The sequence below is a fragment of the Microbacterium algeriense genome, from assembly GCF_008868005.1.
Taxonomy (GTDB): domain Bacteria; phylum Actinomycetota; class Actinomycetes; order Actinomycetales; family Microbacteriaceae; genus Microbacterium; species Microbacterium algeriense.
In genome coordinates, this window is sequence record NZ_WAAO01000001.1 from 528,619 (window position 1) to 555,159 (window position 26,541).

General features: G+C 70.4%; 25 protein-coding genes. 12 read left to right on the forward strand and 13 right to left on the reverse strand.

Annotated elements, in window-relative coordinates:
• Positions 1–9: 9 nt before the first annotated feature.
• Both F6A08_RS02525 and F6A08_RS02530 read left to right on the forward strand, forming a co-directional pair.
• Positions 10–1,242, forward strand: coding sequence for a glycosyltransferase (locus F6A08_RS02525; protein WP_151458511.1), 1,233 nt, complete (start codon positions 10–12; stop codon positions 1,240–1,242).
• 13 nt (positions 1,243–1,255) lie between these two features.
• A complete protein-coding gene (locus tag F6A08_RS02530; RefSeq protein WP_151458512.1) occupies positions 1,256–2,473 on the forward strand; it encodes a glycosyltransferase in 1,218 nt (405 codons plus the stop codon).
• A 13-nt stretch (positions 2,474–2,486) separates the two neighbouring features.
• On the opposite strand, the gene F6A08_RS02535 is transcribed toward F6A08_RS02530, so the two are convergent.
• Both F6A08_RS02535 and F6A08_RS17600 read right to left on the reverse strand, forming a co-directional pair.
• Positions 2,487–2,963: a hypothetical protein gene (locus F6A08_RS02535; protein WP_151458513.1), complete on the reverse strand. Its 477-nt coding sequence runs from the start codon at positions 2,961–2,963 to the stop codon at positions 2,487–2,489.
• Between the two features lie 19 nt (positions 2,964–2,982).
• The gene (locus tag F6A08_RS17600; protein WP_017203467.1) at positions 2,983–3,144 is read right to left on the reverse strand and encodes a hypothetical protein; all 162 of its coding nucleotides are present in this window, start codon (positions 3,142–3,144) and stop codon (positions 2,983–2,985) included.
• Positions 3,145–3,229: 85 nt separating this feature from the next.
• Between F6A08_RS17600 and F6A08_RS02540 the strand changes: the two genes are divergently transcribed.
• Positions 3,230–4,204, forward strand: coding sequence for a GlxA family transcriptional regulator (locus F6A08_RS02540; RefSeq protein ID WP_017203466.1), 975 nt, complete (start codon positions 3,230–3,232; stop codon positions 4,202–4,204).
• An 11-nt stretch (positions 4,205–4,215) separates the two neighbouring features.
• Here the strand turns inward: F6A08_RS02540 and F6A08_RS02545 are convergent, their stop codons facing one another.
• Together F6A08_RS02545 and F6A08_RS02550 are read right to left on the reverse strand one after the other, a co-directional pair.
• Positions 4,216–5,223, reverse strand: a complete 1,008-nt coding sequence (locus F6A08_RS02545) for a LacI family DNA-binding transcriptional regulator (protein ID WP_151458514.1) — start codon at positions 5,221–5,223, stop codon at positions 4,216–4,218.
• A gap of 57 nt (positions 5,224–5,280) precedes the next feature.
• The gene (locus F6A08_RS02550; protein WP_151458515.1) at positions 5,281–5,991 is read right to left on the reverse strand and encodes an NRDE family protein; all 711 of its coding nucleotides are present in this window, start codon (positions 5,989–5,991) and stop codon (positions 5,281–5,283) included.
• A 68-nt stretch (positions 5,992–6,059) separates the two neighbouring features.
• On the opposite strand from F6A08_RS02550, the gene coaBC reads away from it, so the two are divergent.
• Positions 6,060–7,259, forward strand: coding sequence for a bifunctional phosphopantothenoylcysteine decarboxylase/phosphopantothenate--cysteine ligase CoaBC (gene coaBC, locus F6A08_RS02555; RefSeq protein ID WP_151458516.1), 1,200 nt, complete (start codon positions 6,060–6,062; stop codon positions 7,257–7,259).
• A 136-nt stretch (positions 7,260–7,395) separates the two neighbouring features.
• Entirely contained in the window at positions 7,396–9,615 is a 2,220-nt protein-coding gene (locus F6A08_RS02560; RefSeq protein ID WP_017203463.1) for an ATP-dependent Clp protease ATP-binding subunit, read from the forward strand.
• A 67-nt stretch (positions 9,616–9,682) separates the two neighbouring features.
• On the opposite strand, the gene F6A08_RS02565 is transcribed toward F6A08_RS02560, so the two are convergent.
• Positions 9,683–10,270: a nitroreductase family protein gene (locus F6A08_RS02565; RefSeq protein WP_124896587.1), complete on the reverse strand. Its 588-nt coding sequence runs from the start codon at positions 10,268–10,270 to the stop codon at positions 9,683–9,685.
• Between the two features lie 119 nt (positions 10,271–10,389).
• The gene (locus F6A08_RS02570; RefSeq protein WP_017203461.1) at positions 10,390–11,298 is read right to left on the reverse strand and encodes a LysR substrate-binding domain-containing protein; all 909 of its coding nucleotides are present in this window, start codon (positions 11,296–11,298) and stop codon (positions 10,390–10,392) included.
• A 136-nt stretch (positions 11,299–11,434) separates the two neighbouring features.
• On the opposite strand from F6A08_RS02570, the gene F6A08_RS02575 reads away from it, so the two are divergent.
• Entirely contained in the window at positions 11,435–14,902 is a 3,468-nt protein-coding gene (locus F6A08_RS02575; protein WP_151458517.1) for a proline dehydrogenase family protein, read from the forward strand.
• Between the two features lie 110 nt (positions 14,903–15,012).
• On the opposite strand, the gene F6A08_RS02580 is transcribed toward F6A08_RS02575, so the two are convergent.
• The 5 genes from F6A08_RS02580 to F6A08_RS02600 form a co-directional block, all read right to left on the reverse strand.
• Entirely contained in the window at positions 15,013–16,101 is a 1,089-nt protein-coding gene (locus tag F6A08_RS02580; protein ID WP_151459083.1) for an ABC transporter permease, read from the reverse strand.
• A gap of 62 nt (positions 16,102–16,163) precedes the next feature.
• Positions 16,164–17,048 carry an ABC transporter ATP-binding protein gene (locus F6A08_RS02585; protein WP_017203458.1) on the reverse strand — a complete coding sequence of 295 codons (885 nt, stop codon included), beginning with the start codon at positions 17,046–17,048 and terminating at the stop codon, positions 16,164–16,166.
• A 206-nt stretch (positions 17,049–17,254) separates the two neighbouring features.
• Entirely contained in the window at positions 17,255–18,424 is a 1,170-nt protein-coding gene (locus tag F6A08_RS02590) for a benzoate/H(+) symporter BenE family transporter (RefSeq protein WP_151458518.1), read from the reverse strand.
• A gap of 10 nt (positions 18,425–18,434) precedes the next feature.
• Complete coding sequence (locus F6A08_RS02595; RefSeq protein WP_151458519.1) at positions 18,435–19,145, reverse strand: response regulator; 711 nt, start codon at positions 19,143–19,145, stop codon at positions 18,435–18,437.
• A complete protein-coding gene (locus F6A08_RS02600) occupies positions 19,142–20,398 on the reverse strand; it encodes a sensor histidine kinase (RefSeq protein ID WP_151458520.1) in 1,257 nt (418 codons plus the stop codon). Before F6A08_RS02600 ends, F6A08_RS02595 begins: the two co-directional genes overlap by 4 nt.
• A gap of 92 nt (positions 20,399–20,490) precedes the next feature.
• Between F6A08_RS02600 and F6A08_RS02605 the strand changes: the two genes are divergently transcribed.
• The 6 genes from F6A08_RS02605 (at position 20,491) to F6A08_RS02630 (ending at position 24,748) form a co-directional block, all read left to right on the forward strand.
• Positions 20,491–21,663, forward strand: coding sequence for an MFS transporter (locus F6A08_RS02605; protein WP_225855708.1), 1,173 nt, complete (start codon positions 20,491–20,493; stop codon positions 21,661–21,663).
• Between the two features lie 82 nt (positions 21,664–21,745).
• Positions 21,746–22,216: a VOC family protein gene (locus F6A08_RS02610; RefSeq protein ID WP_017203454.1), complete on the forward strand. Its 471-nt coding sequence runs from the start codon at positions 21,746–21,748 to the stop codon at positions 22,214–22,216.
• 1 nt (position 22,217) lies between these two features.
• A complete protein-coding gene (locus tag F6A08_RS02615; RefSeq protein ID WP_151458522.1) occupies positions 22,218–22,910 on the forward strand; it encodes a winged helix-turn-helix transcriptional regulator in 693 nt (230 codons plus the stop codon).
• Positions 22,911–22,941: 31 nt separating this feature from the next.
• On the forward strand, positions 22,942–23,592 hold the full coding sequence (locus tag F6A08_RS02620) for a dihydrofolate reductase family protein (protein WP_151458523.1): 651 nt from the start codon (positions 22,942–22,944) through the stop codon (positions 23,590–23,592).
• 307 nt (positions 23,593–23,899) lie between these two features.
• The gene (locus F6A08_RS02625; RefSeq protein ID WP_017203450.1) at positions 23,900–24,274 is read left to right on the forward strand and encodes a hypothetical protein; all 375 of its coding nucleotides are present in this window, start codon (positions 23,900–23,902) and stop codon (positions 24,272–24,274) included.
• 27 nt (positions 24,275–24,301) lie between these two features.
• The gene (locus F6A08_RS02630) at positions 24,302–24,748 is read left to right on the forward strand and encodes a hypothetical protein (protein WP_151458524.1); all 447 of its coding nucleotides are present in this window, start codon (positions 24,302–24,304) and stop codon (positions 24,746–24,748) included.
• Between the two features lie 27 nt (positions 24,749–24,775).
• On the opposite strand, the gene F6A08_RS02635 is transcribed toward F6A08_RS02630, so the two are convergent.
• Positions 24,776–25,579 carry a Cof-type HAD-IIB family hydrolase gene (locus F6A08_RS02635; protein ID WP_151458525.1) on the reverse strand — a complete coding sequence of 268 codons (804 nt, stop codon included), beginning with the start codon at positions 25,577–25,579 and terminating at the stop codon, positions 24,776–24,778.
• Positions 25,580–25,678: 99 nt separating this feature from the next.
• On the reverse strand, positions 25,679–26,524 hold the full coding sequence (locus F6A08_RS02640) for an exodeoxyribonuclease III (RefSeq protein WP_151458526.1): 846 nt from the start codon (positions 26,522–26,524) through the stop codon (positions 25,679–25,681).
• Between the last annotated feature and the right edge of the window lie 17 nt (positions 26,525–26,541).

Sequence of the window (26,541 nt, forward strand, 5' to 3'; positions counted from 1 at the left end):
TAAGGCAGCATGTCTGTGACCTCCTCCGACGATCCGATCGATCCGTCGAGCGGCCCCGCCGCCGAATCCGCGCACCGCCCGCTCACGATCCTGATCGGCTGCGACACGTTCGCTCCCGACATCAACGGCGCCGCGCGGTTCGCCGAGCGTCTCGCCGCCGGCCTCGTCCAGCGAGGGCACGACGTGCACGTCGTCGCCCCGAACCAGGCGTACCGTCGCACGACCCCGCGCACCGAGGTGATCGAGGGAGAGCCGATGACGCTGCATCGCCTGCCCTCCGTCCGCTGGCCCCCACACGACTGGCTGCGTTTCGTGTGGCCGTGGCGCTCCAAGCACTACGCCCGCAAGGTCCTCGACCAGGTGCAGCCCGACATCGTGCACATCCAGTCGCACATCGTGATCGGCCGCGGTCTCTCGCGCATCGCGCACGAACGAGGCATCCCGGTGATCGCCACGAATCACGTCATGGCCGAGAACATCCTCGATCACACCACCATGCCGAAGTTCATCGACGACCTCGTGCTGAAGTTCGCCTGGGCGGACGCGAAGCGCACCTTCGATCTCACGCGCGCCATCACCACCCCCACGCGTCGTGCCGCCGACTTCCTCGAGAACACGGTCGAGGTGCAGGGGGTCATCCCGGTCAGCTGCGGTATCGACCGCACGCAGTACACCCCCGTCATGGGGCCGCGCGAGAAGAACCGCATCGTCTTCGTCGGACGCCTGACCGCCGAGAAGCAGGTCGAGGTCATCCTCAAGGCCATGACGAAGCTCGACCCGGCGCTCGAGACCACTTTCGACATCGTCGGCGGCGGCGATCAGCGCAAGCAGCTGGAGCACCTCGCCGAGCAGCTGGGCCTCGGCGATCGCGTCACGTTCCACGGGCGCATCCCCGACGAGGAGCTGCGGGCGCTGCTGTCCCGCGCGAGCCTGTTCGTGATCGCGTCGATCGCGGAACTGCAGTCGATCGCGACCATGGAGGCCATGGCCTCGGCCCTCCCGGTCGTCGCGGCCGACGCCGTCGCCCTTCCGCACCTCGTGCACGACGGCGAGAACGGCTACCTGTTCGAGCCGGGGAACGTCGACGAACTCGCTGCCCGCCTGACCGACGTGCTCACCGCCGAGCCCGCCGAGTACGAGCGGATGCAGCAGGCGTCGCTCGACGGCGTCGTGATCCACGACATCAACCGCACCCTCGACACCTTCGAGGCGCTGTACCGCGACGAGCCGCTGCCCGAGTAGCGAGCGGCCCGACATGCACATCGTCTTCTTCGGCGATCAGCACCTCGACTCCCTCGGGGGCGCGCAGGTGTCGATGCGGCTGCAGCGCGAATTCCTCGAACGCGCGGGGCACACCGTCACGGTCGTCGCGCCGCGGATGCACGTCCGGCGCACCTCCAGCGGGTCATCCGTGGATCTGCCGTCCCTGCCGATCACGGTGGACCGCGAGTACTCGATGAGCTGGCCGGGACGAGCGACGGACCGATTCCTCGATCGCGCGATGACGCGACGCCCGCCGGTCGACCTCGTGCACGTGCAGGCCGACTTCTGGGGCGCGTTCATCGGCCACAGGTATGCCGCACGCCACGGCATCCCCGTCGTGCACACGATGCACAACCGCGTAGACGTCGGCCTCGCCGCCGTCACCCCGCTGCACCGCCCGGCCCTAGCCGTGCTCAACGTCTGGCGCCGTGCCGCGATGGGCGGCACCGGCGACCCGGTGCGGGGGACGGACGGCTGGGCCTTCCTCCGGGGAATCGCCGCAGGGGCGGCCGCCGTGACCGCGCCCTCGACCCATTTCGCGCGCCGTCTCGAGGAGCATGACGTGTTCCCCCGCGTCGACGTGATCTGGAACGGCATCGACGACGACCTGCGCGACGAGATCCTCGCCGCTGCGCCGACCGTGCGCGCGCCGGGACGGCCCCGGTTCGTGTGGCTCGGGCGGATGAGTCCCGAGAAGCGCCTGCTGCCGTTCCTGGAGGCGTTCCTCGCGTCCGGGATCGATGCGGAGCTGGAGATCATCGGCGGCGGCGCCCAGCGTGCCGCGGCCGAGCGGATCGTCCGCGGGCGGGACGGCATCCGCTTCGCCGGTCGTCTGACCTACCCGCAGACCCTGGCCCGCATCGCCGCCGCCGATGCCCTCGTGCAGAGCTCGATCGGCTTCGAGACGCAGGGAATGACCCCGTTCGAGGCGGCGACCCTCGGCACGCCCTCGGTGATCTGCGACCCCGATATCGCCGCGGAGCTCGGCGGCGGGCTCTGGGCCGTCCCCGAGGCGGACCCCTCCGCTGCGCCCCGGGAGCGGGAGGAGCAGCGGACCCGCGCCCTCGCCGAGACCCTCCGACGCGCGGCAGCCGACATCGTCGACGGATCGGCGCCGATGCCTCTGCCGGCGGTCGCGCAGGCGTTCCGTCAGTCGTCGCGCACCGCCGCGATGATCGCGGTGTACGAACGGGTGCTCACCGGTCGCTGAGTGGCTTCACGGCTCAGAGGAAGCGGTAGAGCGAGACGGTGATCCACGTGAAGGCGAGTCCGATCATCCCGGCTCCGGCGACGCCGATCGCGATGCCGGCGAGCAGGTGCGCGGTCGCTCGCCGCGCGGCGATGAAACCGAGCACCAGCGCCAGTCCGTACACGAAGAACGAGGCGACGCCGATGAGGTTGTCGAGCACGATGACGGCGTCGTAGCCGACGCTCGCCGTGTAGAAATACGGCCGGGCGAGCGACGACAAGAGGTTGATCGCGAGTGTGACGATCGCGATGATGAATGCCGCTCGTCCCAGGGGGTTGCCGGTACCCGCCGCTGGGGTGGTGGGGTACGCCTGCTGCGGGTGGCCGGGACCGGGATACGGCGGCGCCGCGGGATGTGCCTGCGGGTGGCCGGGGCCGGGATACGGCGGGGCCGCGGGATACTGCGGTGCTGCGGGGAGATGCGCGGCGGGGGGCTGCACGGGCTCGCTCATGAGGATGAGCGTAGCCGTGTCAGCGGTAGATGTGGCCGGACTCGGCGTGTTGGCCGATGTCGCGGCCGGCGACGCGGCTCCAGTCGGTCGGCGTCCGGCGGTAGCCGTCGCGACGCAGTTCCACGATGCTGGCGATGACACCCCAGGCGGCGAGGGCGATGAGGAGGATGATGAGTATCATGGCAGAAACGCTACGTTCGATGCTGAACCGCCACGAGTGGCAGATCAGACCGCGAGCGTAGGAAATCTGCCATTCGGGAGTGTGCATGAAGACGGTCGCCTGCGTCATCCAGGACGGGTTCGCCCCCTTCGAATTCGGGGTCGCCTGCGAGGCCTTCGGGTTGGATCGCGCCGACGACGGCGTCCCGAACTTCGACTTCCGCATCGTGGCGCCGCGGGCGGGCGTGGTGACGTCGAAGATCGGTTTCTCGATCAACGTGGAGCACGACCTCTCCTACGCCTACGAGGCCGACCTCGTCGTGTTCTGCCCTGTTCCGCGTGAGCGGTGGGCCGACATCGACCCGCTGCTGCTGGACGTCGCCCGGCACGCCGTCGCGCGCGGAGCCTGGGTCATGAGCGTGTGCAGCGGATCGTTCATCCTCGCCGCGGCCGGAGTCCTCGACGGGCGGCGGGCGACCACCCACTGGATGTACGCGCACGTCATGGCCGACATGTACCCCCAGATCGACATCGACCCCGACGTGCTGTTCGTGCAGGACGGCAAGATCATCACGAGTGCCGGCACGGCCGCCGGGATCGACGCCTGCCTGCACCTGCTGCGCCAGGAGGTGGGGGCCGAGCTCACCAATCGGATCGCGCGCCGCATGGTCGTCCCTCCGCAGCGTGACGGGGGGCAGGCGCAGTTCATCGATCGCCCGATCCCGGTCGTGCCCACCGACTCCCTCGCCGCCGTCGCCGACTGGGCGGTCGAGCACCTCCGCGAAGATCTCGGCGTCGATCAGCTGGCCGCGCGGGCGTTGATGTCGCCGCGGACCTTCGCGCGCCGCTTCAAAGCGGAGTACGGGGCTACCCCGGCTGCCTGGCTCGCACGACAGCGCATCATCCACGCACAGCGCCTGCTGGAGCGCACCGATCTCTCCCTCGAGCAGATCGCCGACGAGTGCGGCTTCGGATCGGCAGCCGTGCTGCGGCAGAACTTCGCGAGAGTGCTCGGCCTCACGCCCACGGCCTACCGTGCCCGGTTCTCCTGCGCCGAGGAGCCCGCGGTTCCTGCGGCCTGAGCCGCGGTCGATCAGATCGCGCGGGTGGTGGAGCGTTCGACGAGCGAGCAGGGGAGGAGCACGTGCGCGGCGTCCTGCTCCGGAGCGGCGAGGCGGGCCAGGAGCAGCTCGACAGCGCCGTGCGCCATGTCGAGGATGGGCTGGCGAACGGTCGTGAGGTCGAAAGCCTGCCACGACGACATGGCCACATCGTCGAAGCCGAGCACGGAGACCTGCTCGGGGACGCCGATTCCGAGCGCCCGCGCGGCGTTCAGCGCGCCGAATGCCACGAGGTCGTTGTGGCAGAACAGGGCCGTGGGCGGTTCCGGCAGTTGGAGCAGACGCGTCGCGGCGTCGAACGCGCGCGCGTAGTCGAGATCGGCGACGTCGAGGAGGCTGGGATCGAACGAGACGCCGGCGGCCTCGAGCTCGGCGAGGAAGCCCTCATGGCGATCGCGCACCGACGTCGTCCGGAGAGGTCCGGCGATCACTCCGATGCGCCGATGACCGAGGGAGGTCAGATGGCGCCCCGCGATCCGTCCGCCGTCGACGTTGTCGGGCGAGATCGAATCGTTCGCGGTCACGGCGCCGGGGCCCATGGTGACCGCGGGAACACCGAGGGACACGATGCGTCCCTCGTCATCGGGCGAGAGCAGCGTCGTGGTCAGGATCACGCCGTCCACGTTGGTCTCCCGCAGTGTCCTGGCGAGGTCCTCCGTGGTGTCGGCGCGCCCGCTGAGGATGAGCGCGCGGTACCCGGCGCGGTTGAGGTCATCGCTGATCGTGTGCAGCAGCTCGGCGTAGTAGCTGTTGCGCGGATCGCCGAGCACGACGCCGATCGTCTGGGTGCGGCTGGTCACGAGGCTGCGGGCGCTGAGGTTGGGGCGGTAGTCGAGCTGCTGGATGGCCGCTTCGACCTTGGCTCTGACGTGCTCCGAGACGCCCTGGCGACCGTTGACGATGCGCGACACCGTCGTCTGGGAGACACCGGCCGCACGCGCGACGTCGACGCTGGTCGCACCGCGGGACTTCGACGGCATGGGCCCTCCTCTTCCGTGCCGGGCTTCCCATGCTAGACCGCGAGCTCCCGGTGATGACTACGCAGTCGTCCCGTCGTCCCAGTGGGCGGGGGAGGGGAGGGCGTGGTCGCGCACCTCGAGGGCGTCCGGGGTGATGGCCGCTGTCGCGTACAGCAGCGACTGCGTGGGATAGCCGTGCGGACGGTTGTCGCGGATGATCGCCCGGTCGTCCTCCGGCGGGAGCTCCGCGGACGCGGCCAGCAGCGCGGTCCACGCGGCGGTCCAGTCGGGGCTGTCTGCGGTCGGCCCGAGCGCCCGGAACTCGGGGAGCCAGGCGGCGATGCGCGGCGTGGTGTCGTCGTCGAGGTCGTCGTGGGCGATCATGTGCGTGCCGGGAGCGATCGCGGTCTCTCGCAGGTCGACGCCGTCCCACGACAGCACGCGCGCGCCGTCCGGCCCGACCTCCAGCAGATTGAAGCCGTGCATCGGCAGCGGTGCCACGGGGGAGCGGCCGACCACCGAGTCGAGGGCGAGCGACCCCCGCGACACGGCGCGCGCGTCGGGGAGGTCGCTCACATCCGCGCGATTCAGGAGCACGGCGAGGCGGCGCTCGGCGGGATTCGCGGCGAGCCACGCCCCTCCGGCACGGCGGTCGCGGATCCCGATCGCGCCGGGACGGTCGGGCCACCAGGCGCCCAGGGCGTCCCACTCGCGCAGCGGATCCTCATCGCGGACCGCGAGAAGTCGTGCGGAACCGGCACCTTCGACATCGATCACGACCGTGCACACGGGGGCAAGTCTAGGTCGCGGTCACCGACGTCGGCCCGCAGCGGCGCATGCTGGGGCAGAATCGAGACGTGAACATCGTCGTCGGAGTCACAGGCGGCATCGCCGCGTACAAGACGGTGCACCTCGTGCGCCTGCTCACGAAGGGCGGGCACGACGTGACCGTGGTGCCCACCGAGGATGCGCTGCGGTTCGTCGGGACGCCCACCTGGGAGGCCATCAGCCGCCACCCCGTGACCACGAGCGTGCACGAGGACGTGGCGAAGGTGCGGCATGTCGCTCTCGGTCAGGCCGCGGAGCTGGTGATCGTGGCGCCGGCCACCGCGAACTCGATCGCGAAGATCGCCGCCGGCCTCGCCGACGACCTCCTCGGCACGACCCTGCTCGCCACCGAGGCGCCGGTGCTGATCGCTCCGGCCATGCACGCCGAGATGTGGCGGAACGCGGCGACGCAGGCGAACATCGCCACGCTGCGGGAGCGGGGAGTCCACGTCGTGGGCCCGGCCGATGGAGAGCTCGCCGGCGGGGACAGCGGTCCCGGCCGGATGTCCGAACCGGAGGAGATCCTCGCTGCTGCCCAGGCCCTGCTGGCTCCCGGTGACCTGGCCGGCGTGCGGGTCGTGGTCTCGGCCGGCGGCACACGCGAGCCGATCGACCCGGTGCGCTTCCTCGGCAACCGCTCCAGCGGTCGCCAGGGGGTGGCGCTCGCGGCGGAGGCTGCCGCCCGCGGGGCCGAGGTGACGGTGGTGGCCGCGAACGTCTCGGCGGATGTGCTCGCCGACGTGCGTCATCCCGCGATCCGTGTGCTGGCCGTGGGGGCGGCGGCCGAACTCGCCGAGGTGATGAAGCGCGAGGCCCTCGAGGCCGATGTGGTGGTGATGGCGGCTGCGGTCGCCGACTACCGCCCCGTGCAGGTGTCCGACCGCAAGCTCACCAAGGAGGCGGGCGGGGTGCCGACGATCGAGCTCGTCGAGAACGAGGACATCGTCGCCGCGCTCGCCGCGGCGCGACGCTCCGGGCAGCTGGTCGTCGCCTTCGCGGCGGAGACGCCGGAGGATGAGGCGGAGCTTCTCGCCCGGGCGCGGGGGAAGCAGCAGCGCAAGGGGGTCGACCTGCTCGTCGTGAACGAGGTGGGCTGGGAGCGCGGTTTCGAGCGGGCCGAGAACGCGGTGCGCATCCTCGGTCCCGGCGGTGTCGGCGCGGGCGTCGCGTCCGGCTCGAAGCGGGCGGTCGCTTCCGCGATCTGGGACGCGATCGTGCAGGAGCGCTGACCCCGGGGCCGGGGAAGGGGGCTGGAGGAGAATCCGGGCGAGTGCTAAACTTGAGTCAATACCACTCAACTTTGATCCCGTCTTCCGCTTCGGCTGACGGGAGACGACCAGAAGGAGCATCTCCAAGGAGGAGCGCATGACCACCCCGCAGACCGGCAACCAGAACCAAGAGCAGCAGTCCGCCCTCGAGCAGTTCGGCATCAACCTCACCGACCGCGCCCGGGAGGGCAAGCTCGACCCCGTGATCGGACGCGACAGCGAGATCCGACGCGTGAGCCAGGTGCTCACCCGTCGCACGAAGAACAACCCGGTGCTGATCGGCGAGCCCGGCGTCGGCAAGACCGCCGTCGTCGAGGGACTCGCTCAGCGGATCGTCGCGGGCGACGTCGCCGAGTCCCTCAAGGACAAGGAGCTCGTCACGCTCGACATCTCGGCCCTCGTGGCCGGCGCGATGTACCGCGGACAGTTCGAGGAGCGGCTGAAGCAGGTCCTCAAGGAGATCACCGAGTCCGACGGTCAGGTCATCACGTTCATCGACGAGCTCCATGTGCTCATGGGCGCCGGCGGCGGCGAAGGGTCCGTCGCGGCCTCCAACATGCTGAAGCCGATGCTGGCCCGCGGCGAGCTGCGGCTGATCGGGGCGACCACTCTCAACGAGTACCGCGAGTTCATTGAGAAGGACGCCGCCCTCGAGCGCCGCTTCCAGCAGGTCTACGTGGGTGAGCCGACCGTCGAGGACACGATCGCGATCCTCCGCGGCCTCAAGGGGCGGTACGAGGCGCACCACGGAGTCACGATCTCCGACAGCGCGCTGGTCGCGGCCGCCGCGCTGTCCAACCGCTACCTGCCCGCGCGTCAGCTCCCCGACAAGGCGATCGACCTGATCGACGAGTCGATGTCGCGGCTCAAGATGGAGATCGACTCCTCGCCCGTCGAGATCGACCAGCTCAAGCGCCAGGTCGACCGGATGAAGCTCGAGGAGCTCGCTCTCAAGCGCGAGAAGGATGCGGCCTCGAAGGAGCGCCTGGGCACCCTCCGCGAACACCTCGTCGAGATGGAGCGGGAGCTCGCAGAGCTCGAAGCCCGCTGGGCGCGTGAGCGTCAGGGCCTCAACCGGGTCGGCGAGCTGAAGAAGCAGCTCGACGACGCGATCACCCAGCGCGACCTCGCCATGCGCAACGCCGACTACACCAAGGCGTCCAAGCTCGAGTACGAGACCATCAAACGTCTGGAGCGCGACATCGCCGAGGCTGAGCGCGCCGAGGCCGCCACGCCCGCCGAACCGCGCATGGTCAACGAGCAGGTCACGGAGGAGGACATCGCCGCCGTGATCGCCGCGTGGACGGGCATCCCCGTCGGGCGGCTGCTGCAGGGTGAGAGCGAGAAGCTGCTGCACCTGGAGAACGAGCTCGGCAAGCGTCTGATCGGGCAGAAGGATGCCGTGAAGGCGGTGTCCGATGCGGTTCGCCGCTCGCGTGCGGGCATCAGCGATCCCGGTCGGCCGACCGGCTCGTTCCTCTTCCTCGGTCCGACCGGCGTCGGCAAGACCGAGCTGGCCAAGGCGCTGGCGGAGTTCCTCTTCGACGATGAGCACGCCATGGTGCGCATCGACATGTCGGAGTACGGCGAGAAGCACTCCGTGTCGCGACTCGTCGGCGCCCCTCCCGGATACATCGGCTACGAGCAGGGCGGTCAGCTGACCGAGGCCGTGCGGCGTCGTCCGTACAGCGTGGTCCTGCTCGACGAGGTCGAGAAGGCGCACCCCGAGGTGTTCGACGTGCTGCTGCAGGTGCTCGACGACGGGCGCCTGACGGACGGCCAGGGGCGCACGGTCGACTTCTCGAACGTGATCCTCATCCTCACGTCGAACCTGGGTTCGCCGATCCTCATCGACCCTGTCCTCTCGCCCGAGCAGAAGCGCGAGCAGGTGATGGCGTTGGTGCGGCAGGCGTTCCGTCCGGAGTTCCTGAACCGTCTCGACGACATCGTGATGTTCTCGGCTCTGAGCGAAGACGACCTGGCGCAGATCGTGGAGCTCTCCGTCGACCAGCTGCACGACAGGCTGCGTGACCGTCGCCTGACGCTCGCGGTCACCCCCGACGCGCGGGCCTGGCTCGCCGAACGGGGTTACGACCCCCTGTTCGGTGCCCGACCGCTGCGCCGCCTCATCCAGAGCGAGGTGCAGAACAAGCTCGCGACCGCCCTGCTGTCGGGCAACGTGAAGGACGGCGACACGGTTCGTGTGGACGTGGCCGCCGACGGATCGGGCCTCGTGCTCACCGCGACGACCCCCGACCCCGAGCCGTCGTCCGCTGACGAGGACGACGTGATCGAGGCCGAGCTCCTCGACGACTGATCGGCATCGGCGCACAGCGAAAAGGCCCGGTATGCGTGACGCATACCGGGCCTTTCGTGTGTCGGGGTCAGGCGCTGAGGATGACCGTCTCCGCGATCGGGCGGCGCACCCGCGGGGCGACCTCGCGCTGCTGCAGGACCTCGGGCAGGGCCTCGATGTCGCCGAACTCGCCGACGGCGAAGACCGTGACGGGGACGAAGCGCGGTTCGAGGTCGGCGAACTCGCGGACGACCTCCGGGTCGAAGCCGCTCATCTGGTGCACGAGCAGCCCGTCGTGGTGGGCCTGAACGGAGAAGTGCGCGACCGCCTGGCCGAGGTCGTAGAGGGCGTGAGTGAGCGGGGTGCCGTCGGCCGTCTCGGTCTCGGCGATCGCGACGACGAGGACGGCGGCGTTTCCGGCCCAGGCCTGGTTGAAGCCCATCAGCGCGTCGACGACCTGCGCGTGCAGCGCGGTGCCGCGACGGGCGACGATGAAGCGCCAGGGCTGGGTGTTGTTGGCGGACGGGCTCCAGCGGGCGGCCTCGAGCGCGGTGGCGAGCTTGGCCTCGTCGATCGTGTTCTGCGCGTCGAAGGCGCGGGGGCTCCAGCGGCCGGCGAGGACGTCGAGGACGGGGTGCTCGGTCGGTGCGGTGCGGTCGATGACGGGAGTGCTCACGGAAGTGCCTTTCAGACGGGATGGATCGGACTCCGTCGTCCGGGTACATCCCGAGGAAACAGATGCATGTGCATGCATATTCCCGATGCTCCTGCTGGATGCCGGCGTTCCGCGTCGGCTCAGACCGGGAGGTTCCGGGTGGCGGCGTCCGCGAGGGCACTGCGCACCGCGCGGATCGACGGCGCCGCGGCTGACACCCGTCGCGCGGAGGAGAAGATCTCGCGCCGAGGCTCGTGCGGGAGGGGCGACAGGTCCACGGTCGGGGTGTCGCCGGCCCACACCAGCTCGGGCAGCAGGCCCACGGCCAGTCCCGCGTGGATCAGTCGCACGTGCGCCGTGAGGTCCGCGATCTCGAACCGCACATCGGGCTCGAACCCCGCGGTGCGGCACAGCTGCTCGGCCCAGGCGCGGGAGGCCGTGCCCGCCGGTTCGAGGACCCAGGGCTCCCCGCGGGTGGACCACAGCGCGGCGACGGCGTCGACGTGCGACGCGGATCCCGGGTGTCGGGCGAGGGCGATCGCGTCGTGGGCGAGCACGACCCGGTCGAGATCCGCGTGGATGGGGCGCGTGTGTCCGGGGTACTGCTCCGCGAGGATGAGGTCGAAGTCGCGACTGGACACCCCGACCAGCCCCGACTCGGGGTCGCGCTCGGTGACCTCGACGCGCAGGGCGGGGTGCCGCTCGCCCAGGGCGGCGAGCGCTCGGGGGAGCAGTGAGTGCGCCGTCGACTGGAACACCGCGACGCGTACGGTTCCGGTGACCTCGGTGAGCGACTCGGCGACGGCGACCTCGGCGTGCTCGAGCTGGTCGAGGATGCCGATCGCCTCGGCCACGAGCACGGTGCCCTGAGGCGTGAGCTGCACGCCACGGCCCACGCGGCGCAGCAGCGGCACCCCGACGTCGCGCTCCAGGGCGCTCAGCTGCTGCGACACCGAGGCCTTGCTGTAGGAGAGCGCGTCGGCCACGGCGGAGAGGGTGCCGCGGCGTGAGAGCTCCACGAGCATCCGCAGTCGGTTGACGTCCAGCACGCCCGCTCCAGTCGTTCAGCGTGACTGAACAGAATTCACGCAAATCGGTTGATAGACGGAGCCTACCGAGCGGCTGGACAATGATCCAGCCGCACACGACACCCGGGTGTGCGACGCCGAGGAAGGTACCCGCCCCATGTCTGTCGTCGATGACACCACTCCCCGCACCGAAGAGGTCGCCGCGCTCGTGCAGCGGTGGCTCGCCGAGAGCGAGACCCACCCGGTCGAGCCGGCCGCCCAGCGGCTGTCCGAGGTGCTGAAGGACCCGAACGGACTCGCGTTCACGGTCGGCTTCGTCGACGGCGTCATGCGCCCGGAGGACCTGCGGGTCGCCGGTCGCAAGCTCGCCGAGCTGAGCGACATCACCCCGTCGCTGCTCCCCGGCTACCTGCGCGCCGCGATCAAGACGGGTGGCTTCTGGGCGCCGAAGCTCCCCGGCGTCGTCGTGCCGATCTCCCGCCGCGTGCTGCGCGCCATGGTCGGGCACCTCGTGCTCGACGCCACGCCGTCCAAGCTCGGACCCGCCATCGCGAAGCTGCGCAAGAGCGGCAACCGCCTCAACCTCAACCTGCTCGGCGAGGCCGTGCTCGGCGAGCGCGAAGCCGGACACCGTCTGCAGGGCACCCGCGACTTCCTCGCCCGCGACGACGTCGACTACGTCTCGATCAAGGTCTCCAGCGTCGTGAGCCAGCTGTCGATGTGGTCGTTCGACGAGGCCGTGGCAGACGTCGTGGAGAAGCTCACCCCGCTCTACGAGCTCGCCGCGCGTGCCGAGGCCAAGGGCCCTTCGACAGGCTCAGGGACCCAGAAGTTCATCAACCTCGACATGGAGGAGTACCGCGACCTCGACCTCACGATCGCGGCCTTCACGAGCATCCTCGACCAGCCGGGGCTGGAGAACCTCGAGGCCGGCATCGTGCTGCAGGCCTACCTGCCGGACGCTCTCGGCGCGATGCAGCACCTGCAGGAGTGGGCGGCCGCCCGCCGCGCCAAGGGTGGGGCGCCGATCAAAGTGCGCGTCGTCAAGGGCGCGAACCTCGCGATGGAGGAGGTCGACGCCGCGATCCACGGCTGGCCGCTCGCGACCTACGGCACCAAGCAGGACTCCGACACCAACTACAAGCGCGTGCTCGACTGGGCCATGACGCCGGAGCGCCTGGACGCCGTGCGCATCGGCATCGCCGGCCACAACCTGTTCGACATCGCCTACACCTGGCTGCTCGCGAAGTCCCGTGGCGTCACCGAGGCTGTCGAGTACGAGATGCTGCTCGGGATGGCGACAGGGCAGGCTGAGGCGGTCCGCAAGGACGTCGGCCGCCTGCTGCTCTACACGCCGGTGGTGAACCCGGCCGAGTTCGACGTCGCGATCGCGTACCTGGTCCGCCGGCTCGAAGAGAACGCCAGCCCGGAGAACTTCATGTCGGCGGTGTTCGAGCTGGCCTCGAACCCGACGCTGCTCACCCGGGAGCGGGAGCGCTTCGAGCGTTCGCTGGCCGCCCTCGCGACCGACGAGCCGCAGTACGTCCCGGCCGCCCACCGGGTGCAGGACCGGACCGCGGAGGCTCTCCCCGATGCGACCACCGGCTTCGCGAATCAGGCCGACACCGATCCGGCCATCGCGGCGAACCGCGCCTGGGGTCGCGCGATCCTCAGCCGTTCGGTGGGGTCGACGCTGGGCCTCGACAGCATCGCGCTGGCCAAGGTGGAGACCGCCGACGAACTCGACGGGATCTTCGCGGCGGCGACGGCGGCCGCGGAGAAGTGGGCGGCCCTGCCCGCCGCCGAGCGCGCGGCCGTGTTGCACCGCGCCGGGGACGAGCTGGCCGCCCGACGCGGTGAGCTCATCGAGATCATGGCGCACGAGGCGGGCAAGACCATCGCCGAGGCCGACCCCGAGATCAGCGAGGCCATCGACTTCGCGCACTACTACGCCGAGCGGGCGAAGGACCTCGAGACCGTCTCCGGTGCCGAGTTCGTGCCGTCGAAGGTGACCGTGGTCACGCCGCCGTGGAACTTCCCGGTCGCCATCCCCGCGGGCGGTGTGCTCGCCGGGCTCGCGTCCGGATCGGCCGTCATCATCAAGCCCGCCAAGCTCACCCAGCGCTGCGGTGCGGTGATGATCGAGGCGCTGTGGGCCGCCGGCGTGCCGCGCGACCTGCTCGCGCTGGTCGACCTCGCCTCGCGCGACCTGGGGACGCGGCTGGTCGCGAACCCGTCGGTCGACCGGGTGATCCTGACGGGCGCGTACGAGACCGCGCAGCTCTTCCGCTCGTTCCGACCCGACCTGCCGCTGCTCGCGGAGACCAGCGGCAAGAACGCGATCATCGTGACCCCGTCGGCCGACCTCGACCTGGCGGCGGCGGATGTCGCCCGCAGCGCCTTCGGCCACGCGGGGCAGAAGTGCTCGGCCGCGTCGCTCGCGATCCTCGTCGGCTCCGTCGCCGACTCGAAGCGGTTCGAGCGTCAGCTGGTCGATGCCGTGACCTCGATGCGCGTCGGCCTGCCCGATGACCCTGCCACGCAGATGGGTCCGATCATCGAGCCCGCGAACGGCAAGCTGCTCACCGCGCTGACGAAGCTCGAGAAGGGCGAGCGCTGGCTGGTCGAGCCCCGCAAGCTCGACGACGAAGGCAAGCAGTGGACGCCCGGTGTCAAGACCGGCGTGCGCGAGGGGTCGTACTTCCACCTCACGGAGTTCTTCGGCCCGGTGCTCGGCATCATGCACGCCAAGGACCTGGATGAGGCTCTGCGCCTGCAGAACGCGGTCGACTACGGCCTCACCGCCGGAATCCACTCGCTCGACTCCGAGGAGGTCGCCACCTGGCTCGACCGCGTCGAGGCGGGCAACCTGTACGTGAACCGCGGCATCACCGGCGCGATCGTGCAGCGTCAGCCGTTCGGTGGATGGAAGCGCTCGGCCGTCGGCGCCGGGGCCAAGGCCGGTGGCCCGAACTACCTCTTCGGTCTCGGCGAGTGGACGCGCGCCGAGCTGCCGGTCGCGGCTCCGGGGGCGGCTGTCGTCCCCGCCGTTCGGGCACTGCTGGAGGCGGCGTCCTCCGAGGTCGAGGCGGCCGAGGCGGAGTGGCTGCAGCGTGCTGCCGCATCCGACGAGCGTGCCTGGATCGACGAGTTCGGCGCCGTGAGCGACAAGTCCGGACTCGGTGTGGAGCGCAACCTGTTCCGCTACCGTCCGGTCACCGTCGACGTGCGGATCGCGGAGGACGCGCCCCTGGCGGACGGCATCCGCGTGCTGGCGGCCGCCCTGCGCAGCGGCAGTCCGTTCACGGTGTCGGCCCCGGCCCTGCCCTCGCGCGTCGAGAAGGCGCTGCGGGCTCAGGGCATCGCGGTCGCCCACGAGTCGGATGCCGCGTGGGCCAAGCGCTATGCCAAGGCCGCGAACTCGTGGCAGCGCGTCCGTCTGGTCGGTGGGGACGCGTCCGCCCTGCACGAGGCACTCGGGGGCAGCCCTGACGTCGCGGTGTGGTCGCACGCCGTGACCGGGGCCGGCCGCGTCGAGATGCTGCCGTTCCTGCACGAGCAGGCCGTGTCGATCACGAACCACCGCTTCGGCAATCCCACCACTCTGGCCGACGGCGTGATCTGACCCGTTGGCCCTTCCGCCGAGACCCCGGGTTCGCGCCGAGACCCCCTGTTTCCCACGCGGGAAGCAGGGGGTCTCGGCGCGAAGGCGGGGTCTCGCGGTGGGAAAGAGCGTCAGCCGCGCAGGGCCTCCGACAGCTTGACGCGGGAGCCCATGCGCAGGAGCGAGTTCTCGTAGATCTTCGCGCCGATGACGATCGCGGCCACGCAGCTCGCGAGCAGGATCACCAGGCTCAGCAGCGGCTCCCACCACTGCGCCTCGCCTACGAACAGGCGCATCGGCATGCCGACCGGGGCCGAGAACGGCACGTACGACATGATCGTCAGCACCAGCGGGTTGTCGTTGAAGATGATGACCAGGATGTACGGCGCCATGATCAGCATCGTGATCGGCGTGGTCGTGGAGCCGATGTCCTCCTGGCGCGACACCATCGATGCCGCGGCCGCGAACATCGCCGCGAGCAGGATGAAGCCGAACAGGAAGAACACCGCGAACCAGATGATCGGCGCGCCGAGGGTTGTGAGCACCTCGCGCTGACCCGTGACGATCAGACCGATCGTCGCCACCGCAGCGAGCGCGAGGATCTGCCCCATCGCGAGGACCGTGTTGCCGATCACCTTGCCCGCGAGGAGGGTGCGTGCCGGGATCGCCGACAGCAGCACCTCGACGACCCGCGTCTGCTTCTCCTCCACGATGCTCTGGGCGATCGTGCCGCCGAACGTCGCCGCAGCCATCATGAACACCAGACCGAAGGCGATCGCGATGAAGTACCGCAGGAGCGGGTTGGTGGTCGCGGGATCCAGGATGACGACCTCGGGTGAGATCGACAGGGCCGCGACCAGGGAGCTCGGGGCATCCTGCTTCGCGATGACCGTGTAGCCGGAGGGTCCGTCGCCGTCGAGGACAGCGGCGTCCACCTCACCGTCGCGCACAAGCTTCTCGGCCGCGGCCCGGTCGGGCACCTCGGTGACCTCGACGTCCGGGATGGCGGAGACGGCGGAGGCGGTCTCCGCGGTCGCGGCGATCGGCATCGCCTCGGTGTTCTTGCTGGCGAACCCGCCGAACAGGATGCCGGCGAGGGCAAGGACCAGCAGGATGCCGGTGGAGATCAGGAAGGCCTTGCTGCGCAGCTTCGAACCGATCTCGCGCTCGGCGACGAGCCAGATGCCGTTCCTGCTGACCTGGGTCCCCGGCCTCTGGATCCCCGGCCTCTGGGTCCCTGAGCCTGTCGAAGGGGTCGAAGGGGTCGAAGGGGTCGAGGTGCTCACTGGATGACCTCCTTGAAGATCTGGGCGAGGGACGGATGCTTGGGGGCGAAGCTGGCGACGTCGCCGCGCTGGACGGCGGACTGCAGCACGCGCTGGGCGGTCTCCGGCCCGTCGGCGTCGAAGAGCGCGTATCCGCCCTCGAAGTCGATGACGGTCACGCCGGGTTCCGTGCGCAGCCACCCCGCGTCGCCCGCGGACACCAGCTCGTAGCGGTCGCGGGCGTGCTCGGCACGCAGTGCGTCGCGGGAGCCGGCCGCGCGGATCGTGCCGCCGGCGAGGATCACCAGGTCGTCGCACAGCCGCTCGACCACGTCGAGCTGGTGGGAGGAGAACAGGATCGACGCGCCTTTGGCCGCGCTGGACTGCAGGACTCCGGCGACCACGTCCACCGCGAGGGGGTCCAGGCCGGAGAACGGCTCGTCGAGGATGAGCACCTCGGGGTCGTGCACGAGCGACGCCGCGATCTGCGCGCGCTGCTGGTTGCCGAGCGAGAGCGACTCGATCGTGTCGTTCAGCCGCTCGCCCAGGCCGAGTTCGGTCAGCAGCGCGGTGGCGCGGTCCGTGGCGTCCGCCTTGCCGAAGCCGTGCAGGCGCGCGAGGTACACGATCTGCTCGAGCACCTTCATCTTCGGGTAGAGGCCCCGCTCTTCGGGCATGTAGCCGAAGCGGCGGCGGTCGGCGGCCGTCAGCGGTGCGCCGTCCAGGTCGACCCGTCCGGCGTCCGAGGACAGCAGTCCGAGCACGATGCGCATGGTGGTGGTCTTGCCGGCGCCGTTGCCGCCGACGAATCCCGTGAGCCGCCCGGGGGCGACCGTGAAGGACACGTCGTCGAGCACGCGCCGAGAGCCGTAGCTCTTGGTGATGCCGGAGAGTTCGAGCATTCCTGTCATGCCCCTCACGCTACGGACCCCCGCCCTCCGCAACATCCCCCGCACGGCGGACCCCCTCCCTCCTCCCCCCCTCCTCCCCCCAACCGGCGCCGAGTGCACGGGTTGTCGCCGAGCGCACGGGATGCTCGCGCGCGGAAGCCGTGCACTCGACGCGAAGCCGTGCACTCGGCGGAATGGGGAGGAGGGGGGGGAGGGGGTCAGCGGGAGGTGTGGAGGACGGTGCGGACGAGGAGGCCGGCGACCAGAGCCCAGAAGGCGGCGCTGACGCCCAGCACGGAGATGCCGGATGCTGCGACCAGAAACGTCACCACCGCGGGGAGGCGCTCGCCGGGGTCGTCGATGGCCTGCTGCACGGACGAGCCGAACGCGGCGAAGAGGGCGAGACCGGCCACGGCAGGGATCACGGCGACGGGTGCGAGCACCACCAGGGCGGCGAACGCGGCGGAGAAGCCTCCGAGCACGAGGTAGGTGACACCGGTCGAGACCCCTGCGACCCAGCGACGCTTGGGGTCGGGGTCCGCGTCGGGGGAGGCCGCGAGCGCCGCACTGATCGCCGCGAGGTTGATGGCGTGCCCGCCGGCGGTCGCGCCGAGGGCGGTGCCCACCCCGGTCACCAGCATGGCCGGTCGCCAGGGCACTTCGTAGCCGAAGCTGCGCATGATCGCGATGCCCGGCACGTTCTGCGAGGCCATCGTCACGATGAACAGCGGAAGGGCGAGCCCCACGAGCGCGCCGACCGTGAACACCGGCGCCGTCAGCTCGAGGCGCGGAACCAGCAGCCCGGGATCGAACGGCGCGCGCTCCTGCGCGAGGGAGACGGCGACGACGGCCGCCGCCGCCACGAAGGCGAGCGGCACGGCCCAACGCGGGGCCAGGCGTGCGCACACCAGCCAGGTGAGCACGACGGGGATCACGCCCCAGGGATTCGCGACGATGCCGGTGATGGGCGCGAGGCAGAGCGGCAGCAGCACGCCGGCGAGCATCGCCTGGGCGATCGACGGGGGGATGCGCGCGATCAGAGCGCCCAGCGCCGGCCACAGCGCGGTGAGCAGGATCAGCGCGGCTGTCACGAGGAAGGCGCCGACCGCCGCCGACCACCCGCCCTCGACGGTGCCGGTCGCGACGAGCAGGGCCGCGCCGGGCGTCGACCACGCCACGGTGATCGGCATGCGATACCGCCACGCGAGCACGACGCAGGCGAGTCCCATCGTGAGGGTCGCCGCGAGCAGGCCGCTGGCCGCCTGCGCCGCATCCGCACCCACCGCGTCGAGTCCGGTGAGCACCACCGCGAACGAGCTCGTGAACCCGACCAGAGCGGTCACCACGCCCGCCAGGATCGGACGGGAGAGCGGAGCGGCAGCGGGCATGGCTCCGAGGTTATCGCGGAGGTCGGCCGGGATTCTCGGCGAGACCCAAGCGGTGGGCGAGGACGACCGCCTGCACGCGGTCGCGCGCGCCCAGCTTCTGCAGGATCCGCGACACGTGCGTCTTGACGGTCGCCTCGCCGATGAACAGCGCTCGCGCGATCTCAGCGTTGCTGCGGGCATCGGCGAGCAGCGCCAGCACGTCCGCCTCCCGGTCGGTGAGGGGTTCGATGAGTGCGCTCTCGCCCCGTTCCCGGGCGCGCGATGCGTGAGGAACGTCAGGGGAGGGGGCGGGGTTCGCGAACCGGGCGAGCACGCGGCGGGTCACCTCGGGGGCGAGCATCCCGTCGCCCGCGGCCAGGGCGCGGACGGCGGCGATCAGGTCCTCCGCTCCGGCGTTCTTGAGCAGGAAACCGCTGGCTCCGGCGTCGAGCGCCTGGAACAGGTAGTCGTCGCGGTCGAAGGTGGTGACGATCGCAATGGCCGACCGCACGGCGGGATCCGCGACGAGGCGTCTGGTCGCCTCGATGCCGTCCATGTCCGGCATCTGGACGTCCATGGTGATGACGTCGGGGCGGAGGGCGGACGCCTTCGTCAGGGCCTCTGCTCCCGTCGAGGCCTCGCCGACCACCGCGATGTCGGGCTGCGTCTCGAGGATCGTGCGGAAACCGGCGCGCAGCAGCGCATGGTCGTCGACGAGCAGCACGCGGATGCGGGCGCTCACCGAGCCACGCCCGATCCGACCGGCAGCGGCACCCTCGCGCGCACGCGCAGGCCGCCGAGCGGACGCGGCGTGACCTCGAGCGTCCCCCCGGAGGCCGCGGCGCGCTCCCGCATCCCCAGCTGGCCCAGGCCAGGACGCAGCTGCGCGATGCCGCGACCCGTGTTCACGACCTCGACCTCGACGCCGTCGGAGTCGTAGCGCACCCGGACGTCGGCGGTGGCTCCGGAGCCGGCGTGACGGCGCGCGTTCGTGAGCGACTCCTGAGCGATGCGATAGAGGTTCACGGACACGAGGGACGGCACCTCCACGGCCTCGCCGATCACCGTGTACGCGGTCGGAAGGCCGGCCTCGGTCGATGCGTCGGCGAGCGCGGCGATGTCGTCGAGCGTGACGGTGGAAGCCGTGTCCGTCGTCTCGCCGCCGGGCGTCCGCAAAGTCTCCAGCAGCTGTCGCAGCTCCTGGATCGCGTCGCGCGCGGAGTTCTCGATGCCCGTGAGGATCTGCGCTGTCCGGGCGGGATCCTGCTCCAGGACCAGCCGAGCGGCGCCGGCCTGCACGCCCATCACCGACACGTGGTGGGCGACCACGTCGTGCAGCTCGCGCGCGATGCGCACCCGGTCCAGCGCCACCGCCTGCGCGGCGGTCACCTCGCGTTCGCGTTCCAATTCGGCCGTGCGCAGCTCGAGCACCGACCGCTGCTCCGCCGCCGCCCAGGAGCGCTCGCCGAAGTAGTACGCGCCGCCGAAGTAGAGGGCGTTCAGCAGGATCTGGATCAGCATGAAGGCGACGTAAGGCGACATGGCGCCCGCGACGACGTCGGCCTTGTCGGCCTCGCTGATCGCATCGCGGTACATCGTGATGATCAGCCACACGAACATGCCGATGATGATCGCGACCCGCACGATCAGGGCGCGGCGCCGGTCGTTCATCCAGGCGCCGACGGTGTACAGGGCGATGAACATGGCGATGTTGCCGACGTAGATCTCCGGCACGCGGATCGTCACGGCTGTGAAGTATGCGAGCGAGACGACGACCGCGACGGTGCCGGGCCAGCGGCGACGGAAGGCGAGGGGCCCGGCGACCACGACCGCGTAGACGAGTGCGGTCCACAGCTCGGCCTGCTCGTCGCCGTAGATCTGCGCGATCGACGAGAGCGCCGCGCTGAGGACGGCCCCGACGAACAGCACGAGCGCGAGGAGCAGGTCGCCGCGGCGGTCGCGCTCCGTCGGCGTGCGGGTGAACGGGGCGGACATCCCTCCACCGTACGGCGGGGTCCGAGCCGCGCGCATCCCCCGAGGGGCGGATGCGGGAGCGCCCGGATGCCGACGATCTGTCAGGATCAGATGTGACCTCCTCGCCGCGCCCGCGCCTGGCTCCCCTGTACCTCGCCGGATTCACGACCGCCTTCGGAGCACACGGCATCGCCGCGGCGCTCGGCGCCGAGACCGAGGACATCGGGTGGACGCTGCTCGCCTTCGGCTTCACCCTCGCGCTGTACGACCTCGCCGAGGTGCTGCTGAAGCCGCTGTTCGGCGCGCTCAGCGACCGGGTCGGGGTGCGCCCGGTGATCGTGGGCGGGCTGCTCGCCTTCGCGGCGTTCTCGATCGTCGGAGCCCTCTCCCCCGGAATGCTGGGGCTGGTCATCGCACGGTTCGGACAGGGCGCAGCCGCCTCGGCCTTCTCTCCCGCCTCCTCGGCGGCGGTGGCGCGGCTGACCGACGACTCCACGCGCGGCCGCTACTTCGGCCGCTACGGCTCCTGGAAGAGCCTCGGTTACGCCCTCGGTCCGCTCCTCGGAGCCGTGCTCGTGGTGTGGGGAGGCATCCCCGCGCTGTTCTGGGCGCTGGCTGTGCTCGGTCTCGGCGCCGCGGCCTGGGTGGCGTTCGCGGTTCCGGCCGTGCCCGTGCTGCCGCGCAAGCGCGTGACCCTGGTCGACCTGGCTCGCGAGCTGCTCGCCCCGGGGTTCCTGGTGCCCACGCTCGTGCTCGCGGCGACGACGGGCGCGCTCGCCGTGGCGGTCGGCTTCCTTCCCCTGATCGGCAGACAGGAAGGACTCGGGACCGTCGGCAGCATGGCGATCGTCACCGTCCTGGCCGTGGTGTCGAGCGTGGTGCAGCCGCTCATGGGTGCCTGGCACGATCGCGGGCGCGTCTCGGTGCGGCTCGGCTCCGTCGGCGGTCTGCTCCTGATCACGGTGGGCGTCGCGCTCGCGGCAATGTGGACGACGCCGCTCGCCCTTATCGCGACCGCCGTCCTCGTCGGGGCCGGGGTGGGCGCGGCGACGCCGGTCGCCTTCTCGCACCTCGCCGCATCGACACCGCCGGAGCGGATGGGGCGCACGATGGGCAGCGCCGAACTCGGTCGAGAGCTGGGAGACGCGGGCGGTCCTCTCGTCGCCGGAGCCGTGGCCACGGCCACCGTCCCGGGCGTCGGCCTCGGCGTCGTCGCGGCGCTCACCGCCGGTGCCGGCGCGCTGGCCCTTTTCGGGCTGCGCTCGAGGTCGGGCCGGGAAGTCTGACTTCGCGTACTTGCTATTGACAAGCCTGCTTGTTTTTTGCAAGCTTACTTCGACGGGCTCAGCAACCGTGCTTCGACAGACAATGACCCGTCACCACATCGACAGAGGAGTCATCGTGACCAAGGTCTTCGTCAACCTGCCCACCAGCGATCTCGAGCGAGCCAAGGCGTTCTACACGGCGCTCGGCTGTGAGATCAGCCCCCAGTTCACCGACGAGAACGCCGCGTGCATCGTCTGGTCGCAGGACATCTACTTCATGGTGCTCAAGCGCGAGTTCTTCGCGACGTTCACCGACAAGCCGATCGCCGACCCGCACGAGGTCGCGCAGGTCTCGGTCGCCTTCAGCCGAGACTCCCGCGAGGAGGTCGACGCGATCCTGGAGAAGGGTCTCGCCGCCGGAGGAGCGGAGCCCAAGCCGGCGCAGGACTACGGTTTCATGTACTCGCGCGACCTCGACGACCCCGACGGCAACTCGCTGGGCTTCCTCTACATGACGCCCGAAGCGGTCGAGAACGGTCCGGACCACGTGGCGGACCGCGCGGCTTCGGCCTGACATGGCGGCGCGCAGCTACGGCCAGTACTGCGGCGTGACGACGGCCGTCGAGCTGATCGGGGAGCGGTGGGCGCTGCTCATCGTCCGCGATCTGCTCGTCGGGCCCCGTCGCTACACCGACCTCAAGCAGGGGCTGCCGCGCATCCCGACCAACATCCTGTCCACGCGCCTGAAGGAGCTGCAGGAGGGCGGCGTCGTCCGACGGGTTCCGCTGTCGAACTGCGGCCTCGTGTACGAGCTCACCCCGTACGGCCGGTCGTTCGAGCCCATCATGCTGGCGCTCGGACGCTGGGGCTTTCAGGCGATGGGGGATCCGGAGGAGGGCGACGTCGTCACGCCCGACTCCCTCACCATGGCGCTGCGCACGGCGTTCCAACCGGATGCGGCCGAGGACGCCGAGTACGAGCTGCACGTGGGTGACGTCGCGCTGCGCGCCTCCGTGCGCGACGGCGTGCTGTCGGTCGCGCAGCTCGCACCGCCGGCGCCGCCCGTCGGCGGGCGCCTTCCCGACGGCGAGCCCGATGCCGTGATCGTCGCGGGTCCCGGCATCCGACGGCTGATCGGCGGCGAGATCACTCCCGCCGAGGCGGTGGCGCAGGATGTCGTCGCCGTCGTCCGCGGCGAGGCATCCTGGCTCGATGCCTTCGCGGCGACCTTCCACATCGCGCGGATGCACGCGGAACTGCACGTCTGATCTTCATGACCACCATGCAAAGGAGCAGGACATGAACACGAACCCCGCACAGGACACGGCACAGGGTCGTATCTTGATCGACCTCTTCCTGAGCCTCGACGGCGTCGCCCAGGGGCCGGGTGGCACCGACGAAGACACCTCCGGCGGCTTCCGCTTCAGCGGGTGGCAGGCCGGCTACCCCTCGCCCGGCACCGGGCCGCAGGTCGAAGCCGGGATGCACGGACTCGACGCGCTGCTGCTCGGCCGCCGCACGTACGACATCTTCGCCTCGTACTGGCCGCTTCACACCGAGGGGGAGTCCGGCGACATCGGAAACCTGTTCAATCGGGTGCCGAAATACGTGGCGACCCGCGACGCCGACATCGCGCTCGACTGGGCGGGCAGCACGCGGGTCGGCGGCAACCTTGCGGCGGAGATCGCCGAACTGCGGGCCACGCACCGTGAGGTGCACGTGATCGGCAGCCTCGATCTCGTGCACACGCTCCTCGCTGAGGGGCTGTTCGACGAGCTGAACCTCTGGGTGTACCCGCTGCTGCTCGGCGCGGGGAAGAAGGTGTTCGACGACGGCGCGCTGCCCGCCGTGCTGCGGCTGCTCGAGCCCGCCGTCACGGACGACGCGGGCGTCACCTTCCTCCGCTACGGCCGGACGGAACGGGTGCCGGAGGTCGGTACGTTCGGGTGATCACATCAATCCCTGCGCGGTTCTCGGGCGCCGACTGCTCTGAGCTTCGCGAGCCGTTCTGTGATCAGACCTACGTCGACTTCAGCCCATCGATGCGATGACTCGACTGTCTGTCGATCAGTGTGATCGCCTACGTGCGGACGTACAGTGGTGCGGAGAGCCGGCCGATCACGGAGTACCTATGTGTGCTGAGCGAGGGGAGGCCCCGGTGACCACGAGTTCTGGCGTTCCTTACCGTGTGAGATGGGGTGTCTGTGCCGTTGCTATCGGATTTTCGAACGCGATCATCGGGGCGGTCTTGGGATTGATGTACGGGCTGCAGTCCTTCGGGTTCGACTGGGTCTCGATCCGCGCCGGCGGAAATGGCGGACAGGTGTGGAACTCGGTCATGGTGTGTGCCGTTTTCGGCTTCGTCTTCCCCACGGCTCTGAGTCTCCTGCTGATGATTCCGCGATCCGGACGTTCGCGGCGGTGGCCGGTGTCGGTCGCTGCCGGTCCGATAGTGACCTCGGTGCTCAGTTTCCTCTTCGTCTGGTCTTTTCCTCTCGTGCTCGCCTTCGTCGGTGTCGCAGCGATCGGCGGCAGTCTGATGAGCATCGGGGCGGTTCGACTCGTCAGCGGGGTGCGCCCCGAGCGAGTGACGGACCTCGGTCTCGGGCGCCTTGACCGCGTGTCCTCGTAGCGGTCAGGAGGAGTGGAGGCGATGCGCGTGCAGGCAGCAACCGACGGACGGCGTCGCTCAGCGGTCACGGTTCTCGTGTTGCTCGTCGCGGCTTTCGTGACGGCCTCGACCGTGGCGCTGCTGCGGTACGCCTGGATCGACGGTTGGTCTGGCTCCGCTATCGACGGGAACGATCACTGGGCGTCCCTGCTCGGCACGACGGGGACGTTCTTCATCGGTGGCCTGCTTGCCGTGCTGATCTGCTGGTTCCTCGAACGCCCTCCGGACGCGGACCGCGCTTCCCGGAAGGGCAGAAGCGTCCGGAACGCGCTCATCGCGAACGCGGTGTGCGCCGTGGCGGGGGCGTACCCGCTCCATCTCCTGACGTGGAACTGGGCGCATGCACTGCTGCTCCTGTTGGCGCTGTGCGGAGCGGGCAGCGTGACATTCGTCCTCGCGCTTCGTCTGCGAGACCTGGCACTCGGGCCCGCGTGACGATCGGGTCCTTCGAGCGAAGACGGCTCAGCCGAGCAGCCGCTCGATCACCTGGGCCACGCCGTCCTCATCGTTGGTGCCGCCGACCTCGTCGGCCGCGTCCGCGACCTCGGGGCCGGCGTGTCCCATCGCGACGCCATGCCCCGCCCAGCGCAGCATCTCGACGTCGTTGAGCGCATCGCCGAAGGCGACGACGTCTGTGCGGTCGATCCCGAGGTGCGCACACAGTCGCGCCAGGCCGGTCGCCTTGGTGACGCCCTCGGCCATGACCTCGACGAACGGGGCTCCGGAGAGAGTCGCCTCGAAGCCGGTGAGCCCGAGCGAGCGCAGCGTGTCGAACAGGGCGACGGGCGCGAGGTCGGGATGCCGGATCACGAGCTTCAGGCTGGGCGCGGCGAGCACCTGCTCCAGGGGCACTCCGCCCATCGTCGCGGGGTCGCGCTTGTGGTCGGACAGGGCGGCGATCGCGGCGTACCCCTCCTGGGCGACGAAGCTCTCCCCGCCCTCCCGCACACTCGCGAACAGCAGGCCGGGAATGCTCGCGCCGAGCGCCTCGGCCAGCGCGCGGATCGTGTCGGACGGGAGTTCCTCGGCGAACAGCATCCGCCCGTCATCGAGGTGCACCGCATAGGCGCCGTTGCTGCACAGCGCCCAGCCGTCGAATCCCGCATCCGCCGCGAGCGTGCGCAGTCCGATGGGCTGGCGGGCCGTGACCGGGACGACGTGGATGCCGCGTTCCCGCGCAGCGTCGAGCGCGGCGCGGGTGCGGGGCGTGACCGCGGACGACGAGTCGAGCAGCGTGCCGTCGAGGTCGGTCGCGATCAGCCGCATGGGATGGCCCCTGAGCCTGTCATGGAATGGGTCCCTGAGCCTGCCATGGAATGGGTCCCTGAGCCTGTCATGGAATGGGTCCCTGAGCCTGTCGAAGGGTCAGGAGAAGATCATCGGGAGATCGTCGTCGACCTCGGCGCCGCCGAAGTCCAGGTCGACCACCACGGGCACGTGGTCGCTGGGCTGCTCGCCCTTGCGCTCGTTCCGGTGGATCGACGCTCCGGTGACCGCGTCGGCCAGCGTCTTCGACCCGAGGATGAAGTCGATGCGGATGCCCTCGTTGCGCGGGAACTTCAGGCGCTGGTAGTCCCAGTACGTGAAGCCCTCGGGCAGGAGCGGGCGCACGACATCGGTGAGACCCGCGTCCTGGAACGCGAAGAACGCGTCGCGCTCGGGAGGGGAGACGTGCGTCGAACGTCCGACCACGATGTCGGGGTCGCCGTTGTCATGGTCGAACGGGATGATGTTGAAGTCGCCGACCAGAGCGAGCGGGAGCTCGGGGTTCGCCGACAGCTCGGCAGCGGTCGACTTCTTCAGCTGCTCCAGCCAGTGCAGCTTGTACAGGTAGTGCGGGTCGTCGAGCGAGCGGCCGTTCGGCACGTACAGGCTCCACACCCGGACGCCGTCGACCATGACCCCCAGCGCCCTCGCCTCGAGCGGAGCATCCGGCCCCTCGTGACCCTTCGCGAAGCCCGGCATTCCGTCGAACGCGGTCCGCACGTCGGTGATGGGCAGGCGGCTCGCGATCGCGACACCGTTCCACTGGTTCAGGCCGTGCACCTCGACGTGGTACCCGGCCTCCTCGAACGGCGCATACGGGAACTGCTCCGGCTTGCACTTGATCTCCTGCATCGCCAACACGTCGATGTCTTCACGGACGGCGAACTCGACGGTGCGGGTGACGCGGGTGCGGATGGAGTTGACGTTCCAGGTGGCCAAGCGCATGCGTCCAGCCTAGGGCT

Excerpts from the sequence above, each read along its gene's own strand:
- F6A08_RS02525 (WP_151458511.1), top strand. The coding sequence starts at position 10 with ATGTCTGTGACCTCCTCCGACGATCCGATCGATCCGTCGAGCGGCCCC.
- F6A08_RS02530 (WP_151458512.1), top strand. The coding sequence starts at position 1,256 with ATGCACATCGTCTTCTTCGGCGATCAGCACCTCGACTCCCTCGGGGGC.
- F6A08_RS02535 (WP_151458513.1), bottom strand. The coding sequence starts at position 2,963 with ATGAGCGAGCCCGTGCAGCCCCCCGCCGCGCATCTCCCCGCAGCACCG.
- F6A08_RS17600 (WP_017203467.1), bottom strand. The coding sequence starts at position 3,144 with ATGATACTCATCATCCTCCTCATCGCCCTCGCCGCCTGGGGTGTCATC.
- F6A08_RS02540 (WP_017203466.1), top strand. The coding sequence starts at position 3,230 with ATGAAGACGGTCGCCTGCGTCATCCAGGACGGGTTCGCCCCCTTCGAA.
- F6A08_RS02545 (WP_151458514.1), bottom strand. The coding sequence starts at position 5,223 with ATGCCGTCGAAGTCCCGCGGTGCGACCAGCGTCGACGTCGCGCGTGCG.
- F6A08_RS02560 (WP_017203463.1), top strand. The coding sequence starts at position 7,396 with ATGACCACCCCGCAGACCGGCAACCAGAACCAAGAGCAGCAGTCCGCC.
- F6A08_RS02575 (WP_151458517.1), top strand. The coding sequence starts at position 11,435 with ATGTCTGTCGTCGATGACACCACTCCCCGCACCGAAGAGGTCGCCGCG.
- F6A08_RS02585 (WP_017203458.1), bottom strand. The coding sequence starts at position 17,048 with ATGCTCGAACTCTCCGGCATCACCAAGAGCTACGGCTCTCGGCGCGTG.
- F6A08_RS02590 (WP_151458518.1), bottom strand. The coding sequence starts at position 18,424 with ATGCCCGCTGCCGCTCCGCTCTCCCGTCCGATCCTGGCGGGCGTGGTG.
- F6A08_RS02600 (WP_151458520.1), bottom strand. The coding sequence starts at position 20,398 with ATGTCCGCCCCGTTCACCCGCACGCCGACGGAGCGCGACCGCCGCGGC.
- F6A08_RS02610 (WP_017203454.1), top strand. The coding sequence starts at position 21,746 with ATGACCCGTCACCACATCGACAGAGGAGTCATCGTGACCAAGGTCTTC.
- F6A08_RS02615 (WP_151458522.1), top strand. The coding sequence starts at position 22,218 with ATGGCGGCGCGCAGCTACGGCCAGTACTGCGGCGTGACGACGGCCGTC.
- F6A08_RS02620 (WP_151458523.1), top strand. The coding sequence starts at position 22,942 with ATGAACACGAACCCCGCACAGGACACGGCACAGGGTCGTATCTTGATC.
- F6A08_RS02625 (WP_017203450.1), top strand. The coding sequence starts at position 23,900 with ATGTACGGGCTGCAGTCCTTCGGGTTCGACTGGGTCTCGATCCGCGCC.
- F6A08_RS02635 (WP_151458525.1), bottom strand. The coding sequence starts at position 25,579 with ATGCGGCTGATCGCGACCGACCTCGACGGCACGCTGCTCGACTCGTCG.
- F6A08_RS02640 (WP_151458526.1), bottom strand. The coding sequence starts at position 26,524 with ATGCGCTTGGCCACCTGGAACGTCAACTCCATCCGCACCCGCGTCACC.